This window comes from Acuticoccus kandeliae (assembly GCF_003073115.1).
Window position 1 is genome coordinate 40,194 of record NZ_QBBV01000006.1, and the last position, 22,484, is coordinate 62,677.

At 66.6% G+C, this 22,484-nt stretch carries 18 protein-coding genes; 6 read left to right on the top strand and 12 right to left on the bottom strand.

Annotation, left to right across the window (positions count from 1 at the left end; all coding sequences use genetic code 11):
• Positions 1 to 6 precede the first annotated feature (6 nt).
• Positions 7 to 1,119 (top strand): C4-dicarboxylate TRAP transporter substrate-binding protein, encoded by a 1,113-nt coding sequence (locus tag DBV35_RS28130; RefSeq protein WP_157962038.1) that lies wholly within the window; start codon positions 7 to 9, stop codon positions 1,117 to 1,119.
• Positions 1,120 to 1,316: 197 nt separating this feature from the next.
• Positions 1,317 to 2,462, top strand: coding sequence for a DSD1 family PLP-dependent enzyme (locus tag DBV35_RS28135; protein ID WP_108663751.1), 1,146 nt, complete (start codon positions 1,317 to 1,319; stop codon positions 2,460 to 2,462).
• Positions 2,463 to 2,685: 223 nt separating this feature from the next.
• On the opposite strand, the gene arfB is transcribed toward DBV35_RS28135, so the two are convergent.
• A complete protein-coding gene (gene arfB / locus DBV35_RS28140) occupies positions 2,686 to 3,108 on the bottom strand; it encodes an alternative ribosome rescue aminoacyl-tRNA hydrolase ArfB (RefSeq protein ID WP_108663752.1) in 423 nt (140 codons plus the stop codon).
• 450 nt (positions 3,109 to 3,558) lie between these two features.
• Positions 3,559 to 5,847, bottom strand: coding sequence for a glycogen debranching protein GlgX (gene glgX / locus DBV35_RS28145; RefSeq protein ID WP_108663753.1), 2,289 nt, complete (start codon positions 5,845 to 5,847; stop codon positions 3,559 to 3,561).
• A gap of 398 nt (positions 5,848 to 6,245) precedes the next feature.
• On the opposite strand from glgX, the gene DBV35_RS28150 reads away from it, so the two are divergent.
• From DBV35_RS28150 to DBV35_RS28160, 3 genes are all read left to right on the top strand, one after another.
• Positions 6,246 to 6,884: a nucleoside/nucleotide kinase family protein gene (locus DBV35_RS28150; RefSeq protein ID WP_108663754.1), complete on the top strand. Its 639-nt coding sequence runs from the start codon at positions 6,246 to 6,248 to the stop codon at positions 6,882 to 6,884.
• Positions 6,885 to 7,153: 269 nt separating this feature from the next.
• Positions 7,154 to 7,636, top strand: a complete 483-nt coding sequence (locus DBV35_RS28155) for a cupin domain-containing protein (RefSeq protein ID WP_108663755.1) — start codon at positions 7,154 to 7,156, stop codon at positions 7,634 to 7,636.
• Positions 7,633 to 8,379: an SDR family NAD(P)-dependent oxidoreductase gene (locus DBV35_RS28160; RefSeq protein WP_245944135.1), complete on the top strand. Its 747-nt coding sequence runs from the start codon at positions 7,633 to 7,635 to the stop codon at positions 8,377 to 8,379. Before DBV35_RS28155 ends, DBV35_RS28160 begins: the two co-directional genes overlap by 4 nt.
• A 130-nt stretch (positions 8,380 to 8,509) precedes the next feature.
• Here the strand turns inward: DBV35_RS28160 and DBV35_RS28165 are convergent, their stop codons facing one another.
• The 9 genes from DBV35_RS28165 to DBV35_RS28205 all read right to left on the bottom strand — a co-directional run bounded on the left by DBV35_RS28165 (position 8,510) and on the right by DBV35_RS28205 (position 17,709).
• Positions 8,510 to 9,310, bottom strand: coding sequence for an IclR family transcriptional regulator (locus DBV35_RS28165; protein WP_108663757.1), 801 nt, complete (start codon positions 9,308 to 9,310; stop codon positions 8,510 to 8,512).
• A gap of 66 nt (positions 9,311 to 9,376) precedes the next feature.
• Positions 9,377 to 10,198 carry a hypothetical protein gene (locus DBV35_RS28170; RefSeq protein WP_108663758.1) on the bottom strand — a complete coding sequence of 274 codons (822 nt, stop codon included), beginning with the start codon at positions 10,196 to 10,198 and terminating at the stop codon, positions 9,377 to 9,379.
• A 19-nt stretch (positions 10,199 to 10,217) separates the two neighbouring features.
• Positions 10,218 to 11,018 (bottom strand): SDR family NAD(P)-dependent oxidoreductase, encoded by an 801-nt coding sequence (locus DBV35_RS28175; protein ID WP_108663759.1) that lies wholly within the window; start codon positions 11,016 to 11,018, stop codon positions 10,218 to 10,220.
• Positions 11,019 to 11,037: 19 nt separating this feature from the next.
• Entirely contained in the window at positions 11,038 to 12,312 is a 1,275-nt protein-coding gene (locus tag DBV35_RS28180) for a TRAP transporter large permease (RefSeq protein WP_108663760.1), read from the bottom strand.
• Positions 12,309 to 12,788: a TRAP transporter small permease gene (locus DBV35_RS28185; RefSeq protein WP_108663761.1), complete on the bottom strand. Its 480-nt coding sequence runs from the start codon at positions 12,786 to 12,788 to the stop codon at positions 12,309 to 12,311. The genes DBV35_RS28180 and DBV35_RS28185 overlap by 4 nt, the downstream gene beginning before the upstream one ends.
• Positions 12,789 to 12,940: 152 nt before the next feature.
• Complete coding sequence (locus DBV35_RS28190) at positions 12,941 to 13,918, bottom strand: TRAP transporter substrate-binding protein (protein ID WP_108663762.1); 978 nt, start codon at positions 13,916 to 13,918, stop codon at positions 12,941 to 12,943.
• A gap of 45 nt (positions 13,919 to 13,963) precedes the next feature.
• Positions 13,964 to 15,688, bottom strand: a complete 1,725-nt coding sequence (locus DBV35_RS28195; protein ID WP_108663763.1) for a thiamine pyrophosphate-binding protein — start codon at positions 15,686 to 15,688, stop codon at positions 13,964 to 13,966.
• Positions 15,689 to 15,706: 18 nt separating this feature from the next.
• Positions 15,707 to 16,690, bottom strand: a complete 984-nt coding sequence (locus tag DBV35_RS28200; protein WP_205648921.1) for an alpha-ketoacid dehydrogenase subunit beta — start codon at positions 16,688 to 16,690, stop codon at positions 15,707 to 15,709.
• Between the two features lie 11 nt (positions 16,691 to 16,701).
• Positions 16,702 to 17,709, bottom strand: a complete 1,008-nt coding sequence (locus tag DBV35_RS28205; protein ID WP_108663765.1) for a thiamine pyrophosphate-dependent dehydrogenase E1 component subunit alpha — start codon at positions 17,707 to 17,709, stop codon at positions 16,702 to 16,704.
• A 553-nt stretch (positions 17,710 to 18,262) separates the two neighbouring features.
• On the opposite strand from DBV35_RS28205, the gene DBV35_RS28210 reads away from it, so the two are divergent.
• Positions 18,263 to 20,758 (top strand): arylsulfatase, encoded by a 2,496-nt coding sequence (locus tag DBV35_RS28210; RefSeq protein WP_108663866.1) that lies wholly within the window; start codon positions 18,263 to 18,265, stop codon positions 20,756 to 20,758.
• A 163-nt stretch (positions 20,759 to 20,921) separates the two neighbouring features.
• Here the strand turns inward: DBV35_RS28210 and DBV35_RS28215 are convergent, their stop codons facing one another.
• Positions 20,922 to 22,427, bottom strand: coding sequence for a tripartite tricarboxylate transporter permease (locus DBV35_RS28215; RefSeq protein ID WP_245944140.1), 1,506 nt, complete (start codon positions 22,425 to 22,427; stop codon positions 20,922 to 20,924).
• Positions 22,428 to 22,484: the final 57 nt, after the last annotated feature.

A 22,484-nucleotide genomic window follows, 5' to 3' on the forward strand; every position in this document is an offset into this window, starting at 1 on the left:
AGGACTTTGACAGGTGCGGTAGCGCTGCTGGCGGCGTCGATTTCGGTGCCGGCGCTCGCAGCGAACTACAACGCCAACATCTTCTTTGCCGATAGCCACTCGCTGGCGCGCGGACCATACAACGAATTCGCCAAGAAGGTGGCTGAGGCGACGGACGGCTCGGTCACCTTGAAAGTATTCACTGGCGGCTCACTGTTGCCGCCCAACGCGTCGATGCAGGGCGTCGCCGACGGTGTGGCCCAGGTTTCCTATCATGCCGGCACCTATACGCCCGCGGAGCTGCCGGTGAACAATCTCATCGGCAACATCCCGTTCTACAAGTCCGACGCTGCGGTGATCGCGCTTGCCTCGACCGAATTCGGCCTCACCAACGCGGCCGCGCTCGCAGAGTGGAAGAAGAACGGGATCGTGTTCGGCGGCGGCTACTCGACTGCGGCGTACAATCTGATCTGCTCGTCCAAGGTCGAAACTCTGGCTGACGTGAAGGGCAAGCGCATGCGGATGGCCGGCGGCGCCTGGACCCGTTTCGCCGAGCATGTTGGCGCCGTGCCGGTCTCGGTCCCTTCGAGCGAAATGTATATCGGCCTGGACACGGGTTCTCTCGACTGCGCGGTCACGCCTGGAGATTCGCTCGTCACGTTCAGCCTTGCCGACGTGACCAAGTCGCTCAACACGCTGTCGGTCGGCAACTACTATGCCGGCTTCCTGTGGGGCTACAATCCCGCATTCTGGGCGGGACTGACCGCCGACGAGCGTTCCGCCCTCTTCGACCAGATGGCTTACTACGTGGTCAAAGGATCGATGGACAACGTGTCCGACGCCGATGGCGCGATCGCGGATGCAGTGCAGGCCGGCAAGCTCACCACGGTCGAGCCCGATGATGCGCTGAAGAGTGCACTGGCGGATTTCGCCGCAGCCGACGAAGCCGCCGTCATCGCCGAGGCCAAGGGCCGCGGCGTGGACAACGCAGAGCAGATTCTCGCCGACTACAAGGCGCTCGTCGACAAGTGGGCCGGCCTTCTCGAAGGCGTCGACCGCTCCGACATCGAGGCGATGTCGGAACTTGCCCGGACCGAAATCTACGGCAAGCTCGACCCTTCGACCTATGGTGTGAACTGACCGGGCAAGAATATTGAACAGCGATGCCGTTCGCACCGACGAGCGGCATCCCTCCCCCTCCCCTACTCATGCAATTCTGGAGACCCGCGCCATCCGCTGCGTGGGCGGCTCACCCTGCACGAGCGCAATCGTCGTTCGCCGCAGCACGCGCGGTGAAAACCTCAACTATTCAGCATTACCCCTTCTGGAGATCGGCAATGAACGGCAACCTTGGACCCAATGAACACCTGATCGGTCAGACGGGTTCGCGCAATCGCATGCTCACCCCATCGCTGGTGCTCGATCTCGACGCGCTGGAGCACAATATCGCGGCGATGGCGGACCACTTCGCCAAGTTGCCGGAAGGATTCCGACCGCACGCCAAGACTCACAAATCCGCAGACATCGCAAAAAGGCAGATCGAGGCCGGCGCCGTCGGCATCTGTTGCGCCAAGCTCGGTGAAGCCGTCGCGATGGCCACCGAAGGCGTGCAGAACATTCTGCTGACCTCGCCGATCGTTGTGCCCAGCAAGATCGAGCGCGTCATCGAGCTCAACGGGCAAATGGAAGAGCTGATCCTCGCCGTCGACTGCGAGCTGACGGTCGATCTCCTGTGCGCCGCTGTTGGCACCGGCGGCAAGCCGATGCGTGTCGTTGTCGATCTTGGCGTCGGCAAGAACAGGACCGGCGCACCAACGATCGAGGCGGCGGCTGCGCTCGCGCGGATCATCAAGACCAAGCCGGAACTCGAGCTGATGGGTCTGCAGTGTTATGCCGGCGCCATCCAGCACATCGAGGATTTCGAGACACGCCACGCCGAGGCGATGAAGGTCATGGACCGGATCGCGAAGGCGCGGGATGCCATGACGGAGGTTGCTGGCCCGTTGCAGATCGTGACAGGCGGCGGCACGGGCACGTTCGATATCGACCCCGAGGCCCGCGTGTTCACCGACATGCAGGTCGGTTCCTATGTCTTCATGGACGTCGAATACAATGCGGTGAACCGCAAGGACGGGACATCCGGTCCCTTCAAGACCTCGCTGTTCGTGCAGACAACGGTGATCAGCGCCAACGTGGCAGAGCGCGCGACAACCGACGGCGGCTTCAAGGCATTCGCAATGGACGGACCGCGGCCCCTCATTCACGACGGCGCACCGGCCGGGACCAAGTACGAGTTTCTAGGCGACGAGCACGGATGCCTGGTCTATGCGGAGTTGTCCAACGGCGTGCGCGTCGGCGATATCGTCAATTGCGTGACCCCGCACTGCGACCCGACGGTCAACCTCTACGATTTCTATCACTGCGTGCGCGGTGACACGCTGGTCGACATCTGGCCGATCCACGGCCGCGGCCAGAGCTGGTAGGCGGCGCCGACACCGCACGCGCGTTGCCACCGGGATGAAGATATCCGCGAGGCCTTCCCCGGCCGGCAGGCGGGCAGCGATGTCTCGCTGTCAATTCATCCCGGCGCGGTGCCCGGCATCGTCGGGCACCAGCGGCGCGGGGAACGAGGGTCTGAACTCATGGTCGGGGTCGATCCGGGTCAGCACCCGGGGACCACGGTCGCCGGGTTCGACAGCAACGTGTCTATTCCGGGCCAGGCTTGTTCTGCCTCAGATTTTTGACCGCCGATCGCTTCCCTTTCGCCTCCAGGCGGCGCTGCTTTGACGCGAGCGACGGCTTGGTGGCGCGACGGACGGCTATTGGTGTCGCCGCTTCTCGGATGAGGTCGACCAGCCGCCCGAGGGCGTCTTCACGATTTCTCTGCTGACTGCGGTGGGATTGGGCGGTGATGACGATCACGCCGTCCCGCGTCAGGCGGCTGCCCGCCAGCCGCATGAGGCGCACGGCAACGTCGTTTGGCAGCGATGGCGACCGGCGGGCATCGAAACGGAGCTGGACCGCGGACGACGTCTTGTTCACGTGCTGGCCGCCGGGGCCGGAGGCGCGAATGAAACTCTCGTCGATCTCGCTCTCGTCGATCGCGATTGTGGGGGTGATTCTGATCATCGTCACACGTTTACAAGGCGCTCGTGGATCACGAGACGAGGCGGACGCCAGCTATTTGCTCTGCGCGATCGGGTGATCAAGTCGATCCGCCGCACAGAACTTGGCACCGCTGCTTTCGCCGGCCATTCCAATATCATCGTCGGGGCGTGGTATGAAGCTGGAGTCTCAGGCAGAACCCCAAATCGCCGATGGCGTGCTTGGGACAGTGCGCTCGCCGTCGCGCGCCCCCGCGCAATTCGCCGTTTGGACGGCCTCACGGAGCGGATCGCGCTTCCCCTCGGGCGGGCCAACGAAGAAGGCGCTGAAACGGCCTTCTCCATCGGCCGCTCTTGGCGCGGTGCGTACGTGCCCCGGGTCGCGCGAAAAATGGTCGACCCGGTCGGCTTGGCGGCCCCAACCGCACAGTTTGTTCCAGCTTATGCGTATATGCGGGGCCACCTCGCTCAAGTCTTATGCCGAGACCCGCACGGCGAGGTCGTCGACGCGATGCAGCACATCGGCGACATGCTCGAACGAGCGATCGGCGGTGCCGCCGGAGCGGGCGCCTCCTGCGGGTCGCAGCATGAACAGCAGCAGCGACCGTCCTGTCGCCTGGTAGACGTGGCCGATGGGAAAGCGCGCCATGTCGGCCGGCCCCTCGCGGTTGGTGTCGACGAGGCTCACCCACTCGCCGCCGCCCGCAGCCGGCGGCAGTGTCACCTCCACGACGTCATCGTGCGCGTTCAGCACCAGGAGCAACGTCGCGTCGCTGCCCACCCTGACGCCCGTCTCGCGGGCGCGCCCATCGAGCAGCACGCCGAAGCACCGCGCATGCCCGTCCGCCCAGTGATCCTCGGTCATCTCCTCGCCTGTGGGGGTCAGCCAGGCGACGTCCTTGACGCCACGCTCCTCGTCCTCGGTTCCTGAAAGGAAGCGGCCACGGTGGAGCAGCGGCAAGGCCTGGCGCAGGGCGATCAGGCGCTGCGTGAAGCGGGCGAGGTCGAGTGCCTGCGCGTCGATCCCATCCCAGTCCAGCCAGGAGATCTCATTGTCCTGGCAGTAGGCATTGTTGTTCCCCCCCTGCGTGCGCGCGAATTCGTCGCCGGCCAGAAGCATCGGCGTGCCGCGCGCGAGGAAGAGGGTCGCCAGCATATTGCGCATCTGGCGCCGGCGCACGGTCTTGATCGCCTCGTCGTCAGTGGGACCCTCGACGCCGTAATTGTGCGACAGGTTGTGCGAGTGGCCGTCGCGATTGTCCTCGCCGTTCGCCTCGTTGTGCTTCTCGTCGTAGGAGAACACGTCCGCAAGGGTGAAGCCGTCGTGCGCGGTGAGGAAGTTCACGGAGGCCCACGGCTTGCGCCCGCGCCGGTCGAACAGATCCGCCGAACCGGTGATCCGTGCGGCAACGTCGGGGATCTTGCCGGTCTCGCCCTGCCAGAAGGCGCGCATGGTGTCGCGGAATCGGTCGTTCCACTCCGCCCAACCCGGGGCGAAGCGGCCCACCTGATAGCCGCCAGGACCGCAATCCCACGGCTCCGCGATCAGCTTGACGCCGGCGAGGACCGGATCCTGGCGGATCGCGTCAAGGAAACGGCCGTCCTCGTGGAACCCGTGCGGCTCGCGCGCGAGGATGGTGGCGAGGTCGAAGCGAAACCCGTCGACGTGCATCTCCAGCGCCCAGTAGCGCAGCGAGTCCATCACGAGCTGCAGCACCCTGCCGTCCGAGAGGTTGACCGTGTTTCCGGTGCCGGTGTCGTTGATGTAGTAGCGCTTGTCTTCGGCGAGGCGGTAGTAGGACGCGTTGTCGATCCCCTTGAAGGAGAGCGTCGGCCCCATCTCGTTGCCCTCGGGCGTGTGATTGTAGACGACGTCGAGGATGACCTCGAGGTCCTCGGCGTGACAGCGGGCGACCATCTCCTTGAATTCGGCGAAGGCGAAGTCCGGGTTCGCCGCATAGCGCCGCTCCGGCGCGAAGAAGGCGAGCGTGTTGTAGCCCCAGTAGTTCGTCAGACCCTTCTCGGTGAGGTAGCTGTCGTCGACGAAGCTATGGATCGGCAAAAGCTCGAGTGCCGTCACGCCGAGCGAGCGGGCATAGGCGAGCGGCTCGGGCGAGGCGAGCCCGGCATAGGTGCCGCGCAACGGCTCGCGCACGCCCGGATGGCGCTTCGTGAACCCCTTCACGTGCATCTCATAGAAGATCGTGCTGTCCCATGGCGTCTGCGGACGCCGATCGCCGCCCCAGGTGAAGGCCGGGTCGATGACGCGACCTTTCACCATGAAGGGGGCGCTGTCGCGCTCGTCGAAGGTCGTATCGTCGCCGGACTCCATCACGTAGCCGAACAGCGCAGGGTTCCACTCCAGCGTGCCGACGAGCTGCTTGGCGTAGGGATCGAGGAGAAGCTTGTGGGGGTTGAAGCGGTGCCCGTTCGCCGGGTCGTACGGTCCGTGAACCCGGTAACCGTAGACCGTGCCGGGACGGGCCTCGGGCAGATAGCCGTGCCAGACCTCGTCCGTGTACTCAGGCAGCGTGATCCGCTCGAGCTCCTGCTCGCCGCTGTCGTCGAACAGGCAGAGCTCCACCTTGGTGGCATGTGCGGAGAAGATCGCGAAGTTGACGCCAAGCCCGTCCCAGGTGGCGCCGAGCGGCGCCGGCCGTCCCTCGCGCAGCGTCGAGGCCGACTTCGGCGCCGCCTCCGGGATGGCGACGGGAGCCGATTTCACAGGGTCGTCGCTTCCATGTTGCACGATGTCGATGTCCATAAGGCAGATCTTTGCGCAAGAGCGATGGGGACGGGTTTACGGCAGCACGCTGCCCGGCGACTTGCCAATCCACTCGACGAGCCCCCCGTTCCTTTGGTGCAAAAATTTACGCCCGGCCCAGCGCTGAGGTCCGACCACCGGCCCGCCTGGTGCAGCTCGAGCGCGCCCGCCCGCGCGTCAAATGCCCAACCGGCTTCAGCCGATCGATCAACCACGATAAGGTCGGTGGACGTCGGACCCTGTTCACTCTTGGCGCGAAGCTTTTCTGTTTCATAGACGCTCGCTGAGGCTCGGAGCAGCGTGGCGCGTCGGTGTCAAAGTTGCAGCCAGCGGGACGGTGAGATGCCCCTTCGGCGCAGCGGTTCGAGGCGCGACGCGGCAGGGGAACGGAGGCCTCGATGAGCGACCGGATCACCACGTTGCGCGCCCTGGCGGCGAGGGTCCGCGACTGTGCGATGGCGGAGGAGACGCGCAGCGTCGTTGCGATCGCCGGACCGCCTGGGGCCGGCAAGTCAGTCCTCTCCGCAGAGCTTGCCCTGGCCCTCGGCCCGAACGCGGCTGTCGTGCCGATGGACGGCTTCCATCTCGACAACCGTCTCATCGCACCGCGCGGTCTTCTGGCGCGCAAGGGCGCACCCGAGACGTTCGACGCGCTCGGCGTCGTCCACGCCGTCACGCGCCTGACGCGCGAGGCGGAGGTCGTCCTGCCGGCTTTCGATCGCGCGGGCGACCAGGCGATCGCCGGTGCCGTCGAAATCACGGGGGCGACGCGGGTGGCGCTGGTCGAAGGCAACTACCTTCTGGCCGATGTGCCGCCTTGGTCGGCGCTTGCGCCGCTCTGGACGCTGCGGATCGTCATCGACGTGCCGCGCGCGGTCCTGTCGGAGCGCCTCGTCCAACGCTGGCGCGACCACGGCCTTTCCCCCGCCGACGCGCTCCGCCGCGCCGAAGAGAACGACCTGCGCAACGCCGACTGGTTCGCCGCCCACCTCGGCCCCCACGACATCGTGTACGCGCCCTTGGACGAGGCGGGGTGAGGCCGCCCGAGCGAGGCTCGGCATCCTGCGAGTTCGGCGTGTTGCATAGGGCGGAGCAGCGCTGGGCCGCCGTCTCAGGCTCTTCCAGATCGACCGTTCTCGTGCGCAACGTCCATGGCGGACGTCAATTTCGCGATATTGTGCCATTTGCAGAAGTGCAGGTGCTGAGGCACGGTTCCCTGCAGCGGATGCACGGTGAGTTCGCGGCACCGACCGTCCGAGTTAAGAAACGGGGCCGCCCAGGTCCGGCAAGAGGCGAGGAGCGGGACATGAACGCCAGCGACGAAGAAGCGAAATGGAAGCACGACGGTGTGCGTGTGATTCGCGGCGACCAGCTCGACGACAACACGCCGCAGACACCCGGCATGTATCGCCAGGCAGCCATCAACCACGCCCGCGTCGGCGCGCAGAAGATCTGGGCCGGCACCGTCTCCATCGTGCCCGACGCCAAGACGGGCGTGCACCATCACGGCGAACTCGAGAGCGTCATCTACGTTGTGAAGGGCAAGGCGCGGATGCGCTGGGGCGAGCGGCTCCAATACGTCGCCGAGGCGGGGCCGGGCGATTTCATCTTCGTGCCGCCCTTCTGCCCCCACCAGGAGATCAACGCCAATCCCGACGAGACGCTCGAATGCGTCCTCGTGCGCTCCGACAACGAGGCGGTGGTCGTGAACATCACCGACGTCGACCCCGTCGAGGCACCCGAAACGGTCTATTGGGTCGACCCAATCCACCGCGCGCCCACCGAATGACCAGTCCTGTCATGCCGGCTGGACGGGCCGAGTACGACCTCTCGGCCCACCGAGCAGTCGTCACCGGCGGCGCGCGCGGGATCGGCTTCGCGATCTCCGAGCGCTTGCGCCAGTGCGGCGCCGATGTCGTTGTGTGGGACCGCGACATTGCCGACTCCGACCCGCAGGGCATCAAGGTCGACATTGCCGACCTCGCGTCTGTCGAGGCCGCGGCCGACGCCACCGCCGCGCGGTTCGGGCCGGTCGACATCCTGGTGAACAATGCCGGGTTTGCCGGCTCGACGGCGCCGCTCGACCAGTACGATGTGACGGAGTGGCGCCGGATCGTCGACGTCAACCTCATCGGGACATTTCACGTCTGCCGTAGCCTCGTCCCCGTCCTCAAGGCGAGCGGATGGGGGCGCATCGTGAATGTGGCCTCGCTGGCTGGCAAGGAAGGGACACCGAACGCGTCCGCCTACAGCGCGGCGAAGGCCGGCGTTCTGGCGCTGACCAAGTCCCTGGGGAAGGAACTCGCCGGCACAGGCGTCCTCGTCAATGCGCTCGCACCAGCGGCGGTGCGCACGACCCTCCTCTCGCAGATGTCGGACGAGCATGTGGCGACGATGATTGCCAAGTCCCCGATGCAGCGGCTCGGTGAACCTGAGGAGGTCGCCGAGCTCACGGTCTGGCTCTGCTCCGATTCGTGCAGCTTCAGCACCGGCGCGATCTACGACCTCTCCGGCGGTCGCGCGACGTACTAGTCGAGTTCGCGCAATCTCAAGCTCAACGGCTGCTCTGGGTCCGCATCTTACCGCCTGAGGATCTGACAGCGCGTGGCATGGCTGGCGGGTGCTCGCATCGTGGGCTTGGTGACACGCCCAACACGCCGCATCAGGCCGTGGCGGCGGGCGTGCGGCTGATGGCGGCGAGAGCGGCGATCGCCTCGGCTTCCCGTTTGAGGAGCTCGACGATCCAGGCCATCCGCTCGCCGACGATACGCTCCTCGATGGCGGCGATGCTGAGCGCGGCGAGAAGCCGCCCGTCGGGCGCCACGACCGGCACCCCCACCGCCCCCATCCCGGTGACGATGCGACCCTCGTTCAGCGAGAAGCCCGCCTGCCGCGTGCGCTCCACGAGGGCGCGCATCGTGGTCGCCGGATATTGCGGGTAGGTCACCGTCCGCGTCGTGTCGGCGACGATCGCGTCGACTTCGGCATCCGGCAGGAAGGACAGCAGCGCAAGACTTCCCGCGCCGACGCCGAGCGGACGTCGGTCGCCCACATTCAGCGTCAACGTCTTGATGGGGAAGTTGCCGACCCGGCGCGCCAGGCAGACCGCGAAGGCTCCCTCCCGCACTTGCAGGAAGACGACGTCGCCCGTCTCGTCGGCGAGGCGGTCGAGCGAGGCGGCGGCGAGGTGGGTGATCTCGTTCATCGTGTCGACCCGCGCGAGGCGGACGAGCTCGTAGCCGAGGAAATAGCGCCGGTCCGCCGGGTTGCGGTAGACGAACCCCTGATCGGCGAGCGCGGACAGGATGCGGTGCGCCGTGGACTTGCCGAGACCGGTCGCGACGGCGAGGTCGGACAGGCGGCTCCCCTCCACCGTCGCCGCGGCGAGAAGCTTGATGAGACGCGCGGCCCGCTCGACGGAGCGGACGGACCCGTCCGTTTCTGTGCTCTTCGGCGCGCCCATCGTTGAACTCCCCTTCCAAAGCCGGGACGCTTCACGCGCGAAGCTCCACCCGGTGCAGCGTGAGGGCTACAGTCGCCGCGCCGCCGCCACAAGCGCGCGCGCCGGCATGCCGATATGCCCGCCCATCGCCGCGGCCGCCTCGTTGACCGCGGAGAGGATGCCGTCGTCGAGGGTGGAGCGCGCCTCTCCGATGCGGGCCGTATCGGCGGACACCGTCGCCGCAGCGATGCCGCGTGTCTGCAGTGCCGGCAGCCGGCCGATGCCGGCCTCCTCGATGCCGATGCCGGCGTCGTTGAAGAGCGCGAGAAAGGCGTCCACCTGCAGCGCCATCTTCGGCGCCCCGCCGACGAGCCCGCCGTGGGACCCGGTGACGACGATGGCGCCCGCATCCTGCGGCGTCACCATGGCCGCCGAGTCGATCAGCACGAGGGTCCGCCCCTCGCCCTCTTCGACGATCCGGGCCTCGGCCTCCCCCTCGCCCGCGCCCGTCTTCAGGGCGGGCTCGGCGGCGGCGCGCATCGCTGCGGCGGCCGCCGCGGCGGCATCGCCAGGCTGCACGCCCAGGACACGCGCAGCCTCGTTGGCGAAGCTGATGATGCCGCGCTCGACCATGTCCTGCGCATCGCCGATGCGGCAGCTCGTGTGCGAAACGGTCGCGGCCGGAATGCCCATCGTGTCGAGCAGCGGAAGCGAGGCGATGCCCGCCTCCTGGAGCCCGACGCCGGCGTCGCACAGGACGACGCCGCGCAGCCCCGCCTTGACCACGAGCGTTCCGGGATAAAGCCCGCCGTGCGAGCCGCAGACGACGACCATGCCGCGCATGTCGGGCGTGAACTTCGTCGCCGTCGGACACGTCATGACGCCGTCCGCGAGGCGGGGCGTCGTCATCGCATTTGCCCCGCGGCGATCATGCTTTGCCCATGCAGTGCTGGCCGCCGTCGACCGGCAGCTCGACCCCGGTGATGAAGCCGGCCTCGTCGGAAGCGAGGAAGACCGCCGCCCAGCCGATGTCCCAGCCGCTGCCCTGACGCCGCATCGGCACCTTCGACGCGCGATCGTCCCGCATCCGGTCGAGATCGCCCTCGTAGTAGCCCGCCATCTGCTTGTAGATGTGTGGCGTGTCCATCAGGCCCGGCATGATGGTGTTGGCGCGGATGCCCTTGGTCGCATAGTCCATCGCGATGGAGCGCGTCAGGTGGTTCACCGCCGCCTTCGAGGCGTAGTACGAGGCGTAGGGGTAGCCCGTATAAAGGACCGCGGCCATCGACGAGATGTTGATGATCGCCCCCTTGCCCTGCGCCTCCATGACCGGGATCACGGCCTTGCAGGTCAGGAAGATGGAGGTGAGGTTCACGTCCATCACCTTGCGCCAGTCCTCCTCGGTCGCCTGGACGACGGAGCCGGCAATGTTCATGCCCACGTTGTTGTGCAGGATATCGATCCGCCCGTAGGTCTCGACCGTCTTGTCGACGGCGGCCTTGATCGAGGCCGCGTCGGTGACGTCGGCGCTGAGCGCGATCGCCTCGCCCCCCTCGCCCTCGATGATGGCGCGCGTCGCCTCGGCCGCGTCCGCGTTGAGGTCGACGCACACGACCTTCGCGCCTTCGCGCGCGTAGGCCGCCGCCGCCGCCTTGCCGTTGCCCCAACCCTCGCCGACGGAGCCGGCTCCGAACACGAGGGCTATTCTGTCTTTCAGCCTGTCAGCCATGATGATCCTAAGGAGTGCGTCAGAAGAAAAGGTCCGGGATGAACAGAGAGACTGCCGGCACCAGGGAGAGGACCAGAAGCAGCACGATGCCGATCAGCACGAAGGGCATCACGTCCCGTATGCCGCGTTCGAGCGGCAGGTCCGCGATCTTGCAGGCGACCGCGAGACACAGCCCGATCGGCGGCGTGATGAGGCCGAGGCACAGATTGACGATGACGATCACGCCGAGCTGGATCGGGTCGACACCGAGCGCCAGCGCCGTCGGGTGGAGGATCGGCACCAGCATCACCATCGCCGCGTTCGCCTCCATGAACGTGCCGACAAAGAGGAGCAGCACGTTGACGAGGAGGAGGAAGAAGACCGGGTTCTCCGAGATCGTGGTGATCAATCCGACGGCCGCCTGGGGCACCTGCGCGTAGGCGAGCTGCCAGGCGAAGAGCTGCGCCGCGCCGACGATGATCATGATGACCGCGGTCGTCTGCACCGCCTCGCGCAGCGCGGAGATGACGCCGCCGAATGAGAGTTCGCGGTAGACGAACGCGCCGATGACGAAGGCGTAGGCCACCGCGACCGCCGAGCATTCCGTCACCGTGAAGACGCCCGAGACGATGCCGACAAGGATCAGCACCGGCATCACGATCGCCAGCGAGGCCCGGCGGAACGTGCGGACGAGCTCCGACAGCGGCACCGGCGCATGGACCGGGAAGTCGCGCCGGCGGGCGGTGTAGTAAACGTAGGCGAGCGCCGCGGCCGAGAAGACGATTCCGGGAATGAGCCCGGCGAGGAACAGGCGGATAATCGATTCGCCGGTGATGACGCCGTAGACGATGAAGCCGATGGACGGCGGGATGATCGGCGCCACGACCGAGGACGCCGCCGTGACCGCGACGGAGAAGCCGCGCGTATAGCCCTCCTTCTCCATCGCCGGGATGAAGATGCGGCCCATCATCGAGGTGTCGGCGACGGCCGATCCCGAGATGCCGGAGAAGAAGGTCGAGGCGAGGACGTTGCTCATGGCAAGGCCGCCGGAGAAGCGGCCGACGAGCGCGTTGGCGAACTCGACCAGGCGGATGGTGATGCCGCCGCGCGACATCAGCGACCCCGCCAGCAGGAAGAACGGGATCGCGAGCAGCGTGAAGGAATCGAGGCCCGAGAACAGGCGCTGCGCCGCGATGACCGGGTTTGTGCCGGCCGCCCAGATGACGCCCAGCGAGGCGGTGATGATGGCGAAGCCGAGCGGGACCCCGATGAGGATCAGCGCGACGATGCCGACGGCAAGGGCTGCGATGGTCATGGCTCTTTCCGTCCGGTTGCGACCTGATCGAGCCGGCGCAGGAGGAGAAGCAGCGCGATCAGGGCCGCGCCGACCGGGATGGAGAGGTGCGGCCAGTACATGGAGATCTCCATGGCCGCCGAGTCGCGCCGGTCGCCGATCAGCGCGAAGAGGTAGCCGTAATATCCGAGCGCGCCCGCCATCGTGAGGATCAGCGCGTCTCGGAGCCAGCCGACAGCGTGGCGGAGGGGGTCGGGCAGGATATCGGCGGCGATGGTGACGGCGACGTGTCCGTCGGTGCGCATCACCATGGCGCTGCCGAGCATGGTGATCCACGCCATCAGGAACCGCGCGATCTCCTCGGTCCAGCCGGGTGCGTGGTTGAGCAGATAGCGGCCGACGACCTGGTAGCAGATCGAGACCACCATCACGGAGATGAGGACGATCAGCGCCAGATCGATCACCCGCTCGACGGCCGATGCGATACGGTTGAACACGCGTTCCCCCTCCCGGGCGGATCAGGCTTTGTGGGTGTGGCCGGGCGCAGGGCCCTGCGAACCGGGCCGACACGCAGCGGCGCGACCGACCACCGGTCGGACGGCCGTTGCGCCGTTGCGGGCAGGGCCGAACGCCCTGCCCGGCCGCCGCCTTACTGGACGGCCTTGATGCGCTCGACCCAGTCGGCGAGCTCGGGGAACTCGTCCCGGATCGGCGCGACCGTCTCCGCGAACGCCTCGCGGTTGACGTCCTGGATGGTGACGCCCGCCGCGCGCAGCTCGTCGGCGTAGCCCTCTTCCTGCTCCATCATGCGCTCGGTGCCCCACTTCATCGCAGCCTCGCCCTGCTCGATGAGGATCGTCTTGAGCTCATCGGAGAACTGCTGGAAGCGCGGAGAATCGTAGATGAACGTCATCGCCCCGATCACGTGATCGGTGTTCATGATGTGGCTCTGATGCTCGTGCCACTTGAAGGTCAGGATGGTCTCGAGCGGGTTCTCCTGCCCGTCGATCACGCCCTGCTGGAGGGCGGTGTAGATCTCCAACGCCGGCATTGGCACCGGGCTCGCGCCGAGGAGCTCCCACGTGCGGCGGTACATCTTCAAAGGCGGCACGCGCAGCTTCACGCCTTCGAGGTCGCTGACCTCGGTCACTTCGCAGTTGCACGACAGCTTGCGCGCGCCGCGGAAGCCGGCGCCGACGATCTTGAATTGCGTCGCCTCCTCGATGGCGTCGAAGAGCTCGGCTCCGACCTCGCCATAGTAGACCTTGTTGAAGTGGTCGAGGTCGCGGATGAGGTAGGGGAACGCCTCGATGCCGGGGAGCGGGTCGTAGCGGTCGAGTGTGCCGATCGACTGCAGCACGATGTCGTTGGTGCCGATCTGCAGCGCCTCGATCGCCTCCTGCCAGGTGCCGGTGGAGCCGCCGGCGGCGATGTTGATCGTGACGTTGCCGCCCGTCGCCTCCTTCACGCCTTCGGCGTAGCGCTCGGCAACGTCGTACCAGATGTTGCCGGGATTATAGATGTGCGCCATCTCGAGGGTGACCTTCTCGACCTCCGCCTGTGCGGGCGAGAGCGCGAGGACGGCTGCCGTGCCGAGAGCCGCGGCGAGAAGCGAAGTCTTTTTCATCGTTGTCTCCTCCGTTGATCGTTTCTGTGGTGAGGGCGTTCGGCGTCAGGCGACGCGGTCGCCCTTCCTGACCTTCTGCGTTCGGTTGTCGACGGCCGGCAGCATCTGCGCCGGGTTGCGCGTCACCACCATGTCGATGACGGTGGGTCCGTTGCCCTCGATGCCGGCCTTCAGCGCATCGGCGATCTGTTCCGGGTCCTCGACGCGGATGCCGGTGACCCCGAGCGCACGCGCGACGTTGGCGTAGTTCATCTCCACGAGGTCGGACGACTGGTAGGCGCCCTCCCCGTACATGAGATGCTGCAGCGCCTTCACGTAGCCGGACGCGGCGTTGTTCACGATGATGACGGTGAGCGGCAGCTTGAGCCGTTTGGCCGTCTCCAGCTCACCCATCACCATGTTGAAGCCGCCGTCGCCGGTGAGGCCGATCACGGGGCGGCCAGGGGCTGCGAGCGCGGCGCCGATGGCGCCGGGCAGGCCGTAGCCGATGGAGGCGAAGCCGCGGTCCGGCACGAAGCCGCGACCTGCCGTCTTGGTGTCGTAGAGCAGGCCGCCCCAGTGCGCAGCGAACCCGCCATCGGCCACCAATATGCCGTCCTTCGGCATGACCTTGTTCAGCTCGTTCAACATGCGCGCCATGTTGATCGGCTGCTCGCTCGAGGTGAGACGCGCGTCGACCGAGGTGCGCCATGCGTCCATGCGCGACTTCACCTCGTCGGCGTAGGCTTGCTGGCGGCCGCGGATGGCATCGGCATTGTCCGCCAGCGCGTCGGCGAGGTCGGCGAGGCCGTCACGCGCATCGCCCCACAGGCGCAGCGCGGGCTTGAAGGTGCGGCCGAACTCCTCGGCGACATTGTCGAGGTGGATGACGACCTTGTCCGCCGCCGGCACGGTGTAGCGCTTGGTGGCGATCTCGCCGAGCTTGCAGCCGACGACGAGAAGGCAGTCCGACTGCTCGATCAGCGTGTTGGCGATGCGGTCATAGCGACCGAAGAGGCCAGCCGAGAGCGGGTCCGTGCAGGCGATCGCGCCCTTGCCCGTCATCGTGTGGGCGACGGGCAGGTTCAGCGCGTGGGCGAGCGCCTCCACCGCGCCGGTGGCGCCGGAGATGTGCACGCCGCCGCCGCACAGCATCAGCGGCCGCTTCGCCTCGGCCAGCATCGCCGCCGCGCGGGCGGTGTCGGCCGAGGCCGGACGGCAGCGCGGCGACGTGGCGAGCGCGGGGTCGACGTCGAACTCCTCCGGATCGAACGGGAACGTCGCGTGGCAGATGTCCTCCGGCACGGCGACGACGACGGGACCGGGCCGGCCGGAAGTCGCCACCCGGAAGGCGCGCGCGACGAGCTCGGGGATGCGCTCGACCATCTCGACGCGGATGAACTCCTTGCACGCCGGGCGCAGGATCTCGGTCTGCCGGCTCTCCTGGGTCATGTTCTTCCAGGAGTGGAGACGGTGGCTGTCGCCCACGATCACGACCATCGGCGAGCCCGCATTCAGCGCCTCGACGAGGCCGGTGACGAGGTTCGTCGCGCCCGGACCGAGCGTGGCGTCGCACACGCCGACGCGGCCGGAGACCTTGGCGTAGGCGTCGGCGATGAAGACGGCGCAGCGCTCGTCGTTGATGAGGTTGTGGTCGAGGCCCACGCGCCGCGCCGCGTCATAGAACGGCAGGAGCTGGAACCCGCCCATGCCGAACATCGGCCCGGTCTGGAGCGCCTTCAGCATCCGCGCGATGGCTTCGCCGCCGGTCATTTCGTTGGTGTCTGTCATCGGATCTTTCTCGAACTGTCAGGCGGGCTGGCGGGCGGCGACGAGGTCGGCCGCGGCGGCGACGATCTGGTCGCGCGTGACGCGGACCTTCGCCTCCAGCGGCGGCGCGTAGCTGATGGGCACACGCGGCGCCCCGAGCCGGCGGACCGGCGCCTTCAGCCTATGGTGAAGATGTTCGGCGACGGTCGCGGCGATCTCGGCGCCGAAGCCGGCGACATTCACCGCCTCCTGCACCACGAGGAGCCGGCCGGTGCGCTCCACGCTGGCAAGAACCGCCTCGCGGTCCCAGGGCCAGATGGTGCGCAGGTCGATCACATCGGCCTCGACCCCTTGCCCGGCCAGCGTTTGGGCGGCGGCCGTCGCGTCGTGCACGGCGGCGGACCAGGCGACGATGGTCACGTCCCCGCCCGCGCGCACCGTGCGCGCCTTGCCGAAGGTGCCGACATCGTCCGCGTCGCCGACCTCGCCTTCGAGCTGCCAGAGCGCCTTGTGCTCCATGAACACGACCGGGTCGTCGCACCGGATCGCCGCCTTCAGAAGCGACTTCACGTCCCCGGGCGTCGACGGCGTCGCCACGACGAGGCCGGGAATGTGCGCGTACCACGCCTCCAGCGACTGGGAGTGCTGGGCCGCGGAGGACCGCCACATGCCGATGGGCTCGCGCACGACGAGCGGCACGCGGGTCTGGCCGCCGAACATGTAGCGGGCCTTCGCCGCCTGGTTCACCAGCTCGTCCACCGCGCAAAGCGCGAAGTCGGAGAAGCGCATCTCCACCACCGGCCGCGTGCCCATCATCGCCGCGCCGACCGCGGCGCCCATGATGCAGGCTTCGGAGATCGGCGCGTCGGAAATACGCTCGCTGCCGAATTCCTCGGAGAGGCCGCGATACTGGCCGAACACGCCGCCGCGGCCGAGATCCTCGCCCACCGCCCATACGGCCGGGTCGCGGCGCATCTCCTCGGCGAGCGCTACTTTGCCGGCTTCGAGATAGGTCATCGTCATGTCGGGAATCATCAGTAAGGGACCGCGCGCGGGTCGCCGATGTCCTGCACGTCGGCGAAGGCGAGATCGGTTTCCGGCCAGGGGGTGTCGCGCGCGGTGTCGTAGGCCTCGGCCATCTCGTCCGTCGCCGCGTTCGCCATCGCGTCGAGATCGTCCGCGGACACGCCGAGGCGCTCCAGCATCGTACGGCTCTTGGCGATCGGATCGTCCTTCCAGCGCGCGCTGACTTCGTCCTGCGTGCGGTACGGGGCGGTGTCCGTCGCGGTGTGGCCGGTGAGGCGATAGGTCCGCGCCACGAGCATCTGCGGCTGGCCCGAACGCGCCCTCTCGACGAGATCGCCGGCGATCTCGGAGACGGCGACGATGTCGTTCCCGTCCACCTCGCTCGCGGGGATGCCGATCGATTCGGCGCGCGCGGCGGGGCCGGGACCGGAGGTCATGGACGCGGTGCGCGTGGTCGCCGCGAAGCCGTTATCCTCGCACACGAAGAGGATCGGCAGGCCGAACACGCCGGCCCAGTTGAGGCCCTCGAGGAACGGCCCGCGATTGATCGCCCCGTCGCCGAAGAAGCAGACGACGACGCGGTTGCCCCCGGTCAGCTTGATGGCGTGCGCCGCGCCGGCCGCGATGTTGATGTTGGCGGCGACGACGCCGTTCGCACCCAGCATGCCGATGTCGAAGTCGGCAATGTGCATGGAGCCACCTTTGCCCCTGCAGAAACCGCCGGCGCGGCCGAACAGCTCGCGCATCATGGGCAGCGGCTCGCCACCTTTGGCCATGGTGTGGCCGTGGCCGCGGTGGGTGGACAGAATGACGTCGTCCCGGTTCAGCCGCCCGCACACGCCAGCGGCGATCGCCTCCTGACCGATGGACGGATGGATCGCACCGAGGACGAGCTTCTCGTCCAACGAGCGGATGGCGGCCTCTTCGAACGCCCGGATCCGCAGCATTGTGCGGTGACACTCCAGAAAATGGCGCACGTCGAGGTTGGTGCCCGGGGTCGCGATCCCTGGCGACATGTCGTCCTCCTTCGGGCGCAGTGCGATGCGATCACGACCATGCACACGGGGCCCCGCGGGGCCGGCAGACACGGCGCGATCGGCGACCCGACCGCATCCCTCCCATCAACTGTTCCTTATAGCGGAACTTTCTGTATCGTCTCGCGGAACGACCGCCACGTCAATCGAGACTTTGCGCGGCCTGCCAATGGCCCGCACGAGCACCAGCGCACGGCCCGCGGAACCCGGGTGGCCATTTCCGCATGGTCTGGCGCCGGCGCCGGTACGGAGCGCCACAATCTTGGAGAAGAACGAACGCCGGCCGCGGGCGGCGGGAGAGCGTTTTCAGGTGCGCAACAGGCGACGGGAGACGGTCTGGACGTCGACAAGTCCCATCCGGCCAACGCGATTCGAGCGCTGGCACGATCTGCAGTGCCCCTCACTACGAGAAGCGATGAAGCGGATTGCCATAGGTCAAAGCACCAGGCGCCTGCGCGGTGCATGCTGAACACTGGGCCGTGTCTAAGAAGTGCGGTGGTTTTGGCGCGGCATCCTCGTGAACAAGGAAACGAAGATGTCAAAGCTTCTTGGTGCCATCATTGCTGCGCTTGGGATGGCTTTGGTCTTGAGCGGTCCGGCTGACGCGCAAGAAAACACCGGAGCTCCCAACGCCACGACCACGCTCAACGGCCTCCAGCTGCCGCCGCCACCGGTTCCGTTCGGCGGCGAGATCGGCACGAACACTGCGGAATCGACACAGTGGTGGCCACCCCGCGTCGTCCCGCCCGAGGAGGCGCCCAACGTCCTCCTCATCATAACCGACGATTCCGGCTGGGGCATTCCGTCCACCTTCGGCGGCGTCATTCCCACGCCCACCATGGACGGGCTCGCCGCCGACGGACTGCGCTTCACGAGCATGCATTCAACGTCGCTCTGCTCGCCCACACGCGCCGCCCTCATCACCGGCCGCAACCACCACAACGTGGGTTTCGGCGTGATTTCAGAGCAGTCGACGGGGTTCCCCGGCTACAACAGCATTATTTCTGAAGACAAGGCGACCGTCGGCAGGATCCTGCTGGACAACGGATACAACACGTCCTGGTTCGGCAAGGACCACAACACGCCCGCCTTCGAGGCGAGCCAGGCCGGTCCGTTCGACCAGTGGCCGACCGGAATGGGGTTTGAGTATTTCTACGGCTTCGTCGGCGGCGACGCCAACCAGTGGCAGCCGAATCTTTTCCGCAACACCACCCAGATCTATCCCTTCGACAATGCCAAGGGCGAGTGGAACTTGATCACGGCGATGGCCGACGACGCCATCGACTGGATCACGCGGATGCACCAGACCAACCCCTCGAACCCGTTCTTCATCAAGTACGCACCGGGGGCGACCCACGCCCCCCACCATCCAACGAAGGAGTGGGTGGAGAAGATCGAGGCGATGCACCTCTTCGACGACGGGTGGAACAAGCTGCAGGAGACTATCTTTCAAAACCAAAAGAATCTCGGGTACTTCTCGCAGGACGCAAAAATAACCCCGTGGCCCACCGATTACATCAAGGATTGGGACAGCCTCACCGATGACGAAAAGAAGCTTTTTATCAAGCAGGTGAATGTCTTCGCAGCCTATTCCGCCTATTCCGACCACGAGATCGGCCGAATTATTCAGTTTTTGAAAGACATCGGCGAGTACGACAATACGCTCATCATTTACATCAATGGCGACAACGGGACCAGCGCCGAGGGGGGCTTGCTCGGCACACCCAACGAGGTCGCCTATTTCAACGGGATCAACGCCATCCCGGTCGAAGAGCAGATGAAATGGTACGATGTATGGGGCACCGAGGAGACCTATAACCACATGGCCGTCGGCTGGACGTGGGCCTTCGACACCCCCTTCCCCTGGATGAAGCAGATCGCTTCGCAGCTTGGCGGCATCCGGCAGAACATGACCGTCACCTGGCCCGCAAAGATCACCGACAAGGGCGGCAGACGCGACCAGTTCCTACACGTTATCGACGTGGTGCCGACCATCCTGGAAGTGACCGGCATCTCCGCACCGCAGAGCGTCGATGGGATCACCCAGGCGCCCATGGACGGCAAGAGCTTCGCCTACCTCTTCGACCCCGCCAACGCCGATGCCGCCCCGCCGCGCGATACCCAATATTTCGAAATGATGGGCCAATGGGGCCTCTGGCATGATGACTGGTTCCTCGCCACCAAGGTCAACCGTCCCCCGTGGATCGCCTTCGGCCCCACCAACCAAGATCCACTGAACAATCAGACCTTCGAGCTCTACAACCTCAAGGACGATCCCACTCAGGCAAACGACATCGCAGCCGCGCACCCGGACATGGTCCAGAAGCTGCGGGAAATGTTCATCATGGAGGCGACGCGGTATCAGGTGTTCCCGCTCGATGCATCCGTGGGTGAACGCGTTGCAGCGCCTCGGCCGAACATCACCGCAGGCCGCGACGAGTTCGTCTACACCCGCCCGATGGTCGGCCTTCCCCAAGGCGACTCGCCGATGCTCCTCAACTCCTCCTACACGATCACCGCCGAGATCGACGTGCCCGAAGGTGGCGCCGAAGGGATGATCCTCACCTCGGGCGGCCGCTTCGCGGGCTACGGCTTCTACCTTCTGGGTGGCAGGCCGGTGTTCCTTTGGAACCTCGTCGACCTTGAGCGGATCAAGTGGGAGGGCAAAGACGCTCTTGGCCGTGGCAAGCACACCGTTGAGTTCGATTTCGTCTATGATGGTCTCGGCGCCGAAACGCTCGCTTTCAACGACATGAGCGGTGTGGGCCGGTCCGGCACCGGCACGCTCAAGGTCGACGGCAAGGTCGTGGACTCCAGGAAGATGGACAAGACCATCCCCATCATCCTCCAGTGGGACGAGAGTTTCGACATCGGCTCCGACACGCTCACTGGCGTGAACGACGCCGACTATACGCCGCCATTCAAACTGACCGCCAAGCTCGACAAGCTGACGATCAAGGTCGACCGGCCGCAATTGTCCGAGGCTGACCGCAAGAAGCTCGCAACGGCCGCGCACCGGGCAAGCGACTGATATCGCTGCGTCGGGGTGCGGTGATTAGAGCCCCGATGTCAGAATCAATCCACCGGTTCGACGAGCAGGTTGGCCTGTCCTCCGTGGACCGCATCACCGGTGCCGTCACGCTGGCCACCGCCGAATGGTGCGGGCTGGACCCGGCGGATTCCTGACCGGCATCCTACTCGCTCTCCATCACCCGGCCGGGACGGTTCGCAAGGCTTTCCCGCGCGAAAATGATGACGGCACCGATCGTCAGGACGAGGAAGACAATCGCGATCGGGTGGTCCGTCGGGCTGAGCCCGTGCGTCTTGGCGATCACGAGGCTCTGCCGCAGCGAAATCTCAAACAGCGGTCCCACGACGAATCCGATCAGGAAGGTGACCACCGAATATCCAAAGCGCTGCATCACGTATCCGAGGGCGCCAAGCGCCAGCATGACGGTGATCGAGAACAGCGTGTGGGTCTCGAGGTAGGATCCAAGGAAGCAGAACAGGACGACGAAGGGCACGATTGTTGTCAGCGGCACGTCGCCGATGCGGGCAAAAAGGTGCAGGCCCACCCGGCCAATCAGCAGCATCGCGACGCTCGCCACCAGCATCGCCGCGTAGATCCCGTACATCAGGTCCGGGTGCTGCTCGAAGATCAGAGGGCCCGGCGCGACGCCATGAAGCATGAATGCGGCGACGAGGATCGCCGCGGAGACGCTGCCCGGCAACCCGATGGCGAACAGGGGAATGAAGCTCGCGGGGAGCACCGCGTTGTCCGCGGCTTCGGTGGCAGCGACGCCCTTGATTTCGCCTTCGCCCCATTTGTCGCCCGGCCGCCCGGTCCGCCGCGCGATGGAGTAGGCCAGGAAGGCCCCGATCGTGGGGCCGAGGCCGGGGATGATGCCGGCGGCAATGCCGACGCCGGTCGATTGCACCGCGGTCGGCGCAATGCGCTTCAGCTCAGCAAAGGAGAGGCTCTGGTCGTGACGGTGCGGCGCGGGTTCGACATGGGCACCGGCCCGCATCTTCATGAGATATTGCTCGGCCTGCACAAGCATCTCGGTGAAGGCGAGCATGCCGACGGTGACGGCCAGCAGCGGCACGCCGTCAAAAAGGTCGACGATGCCGAAGGTCAGTCGCGGCGTCGCCGTCTCCGGATCGAGGCCGACAGTCGCAAGCAGCAGGCCGAGAGTCCCGGAAATGAGCCCCCGCGACAGGGCGGTTCCGGAGAGGCCGGCGATGAATGTGAGTGCGAAGAGCATAACGGCGGTCATTTCCACCGGCCCCATCTGCAGCGCGAAGGCGGCGAGAGGGCGGGCGAGCGCGATGAGCACGATGGTCGCGCAGATGTCGCCGAACACGGACGCGTAGAGCGCGACCTTGAGCGCCTTGGTGGCCTGCCCGGCCTTGGCGAGCGGGTATCCCTCGAAGCAGGTCGCCGCCGAGCTCGGCTCGCCGGGCGTGTTGAGCAAGATCGCCCCGGTCGCCCCGCCGGCCGCACTCGCCTTGGCGATGCCGATGAGGAAGGCGATCGCCGAAATCGGGCTCATCGTGTAGGTCAATGGCACGGCGATCGAGAGCGCCGCCGGGCGGCTGAGACCCGGCACGACGCCTACGAAATATCCGAACAGAACACCGAGCACGATGGAGACGAGCGAGGACGGTGCGAGGGCCGCGCCGAAGCCGTCTATGATCATGTCCACGATGCGCGGGTCCGGCGAAGGGATCGGCGCGTGCGCGCCTTCCAAGGAATG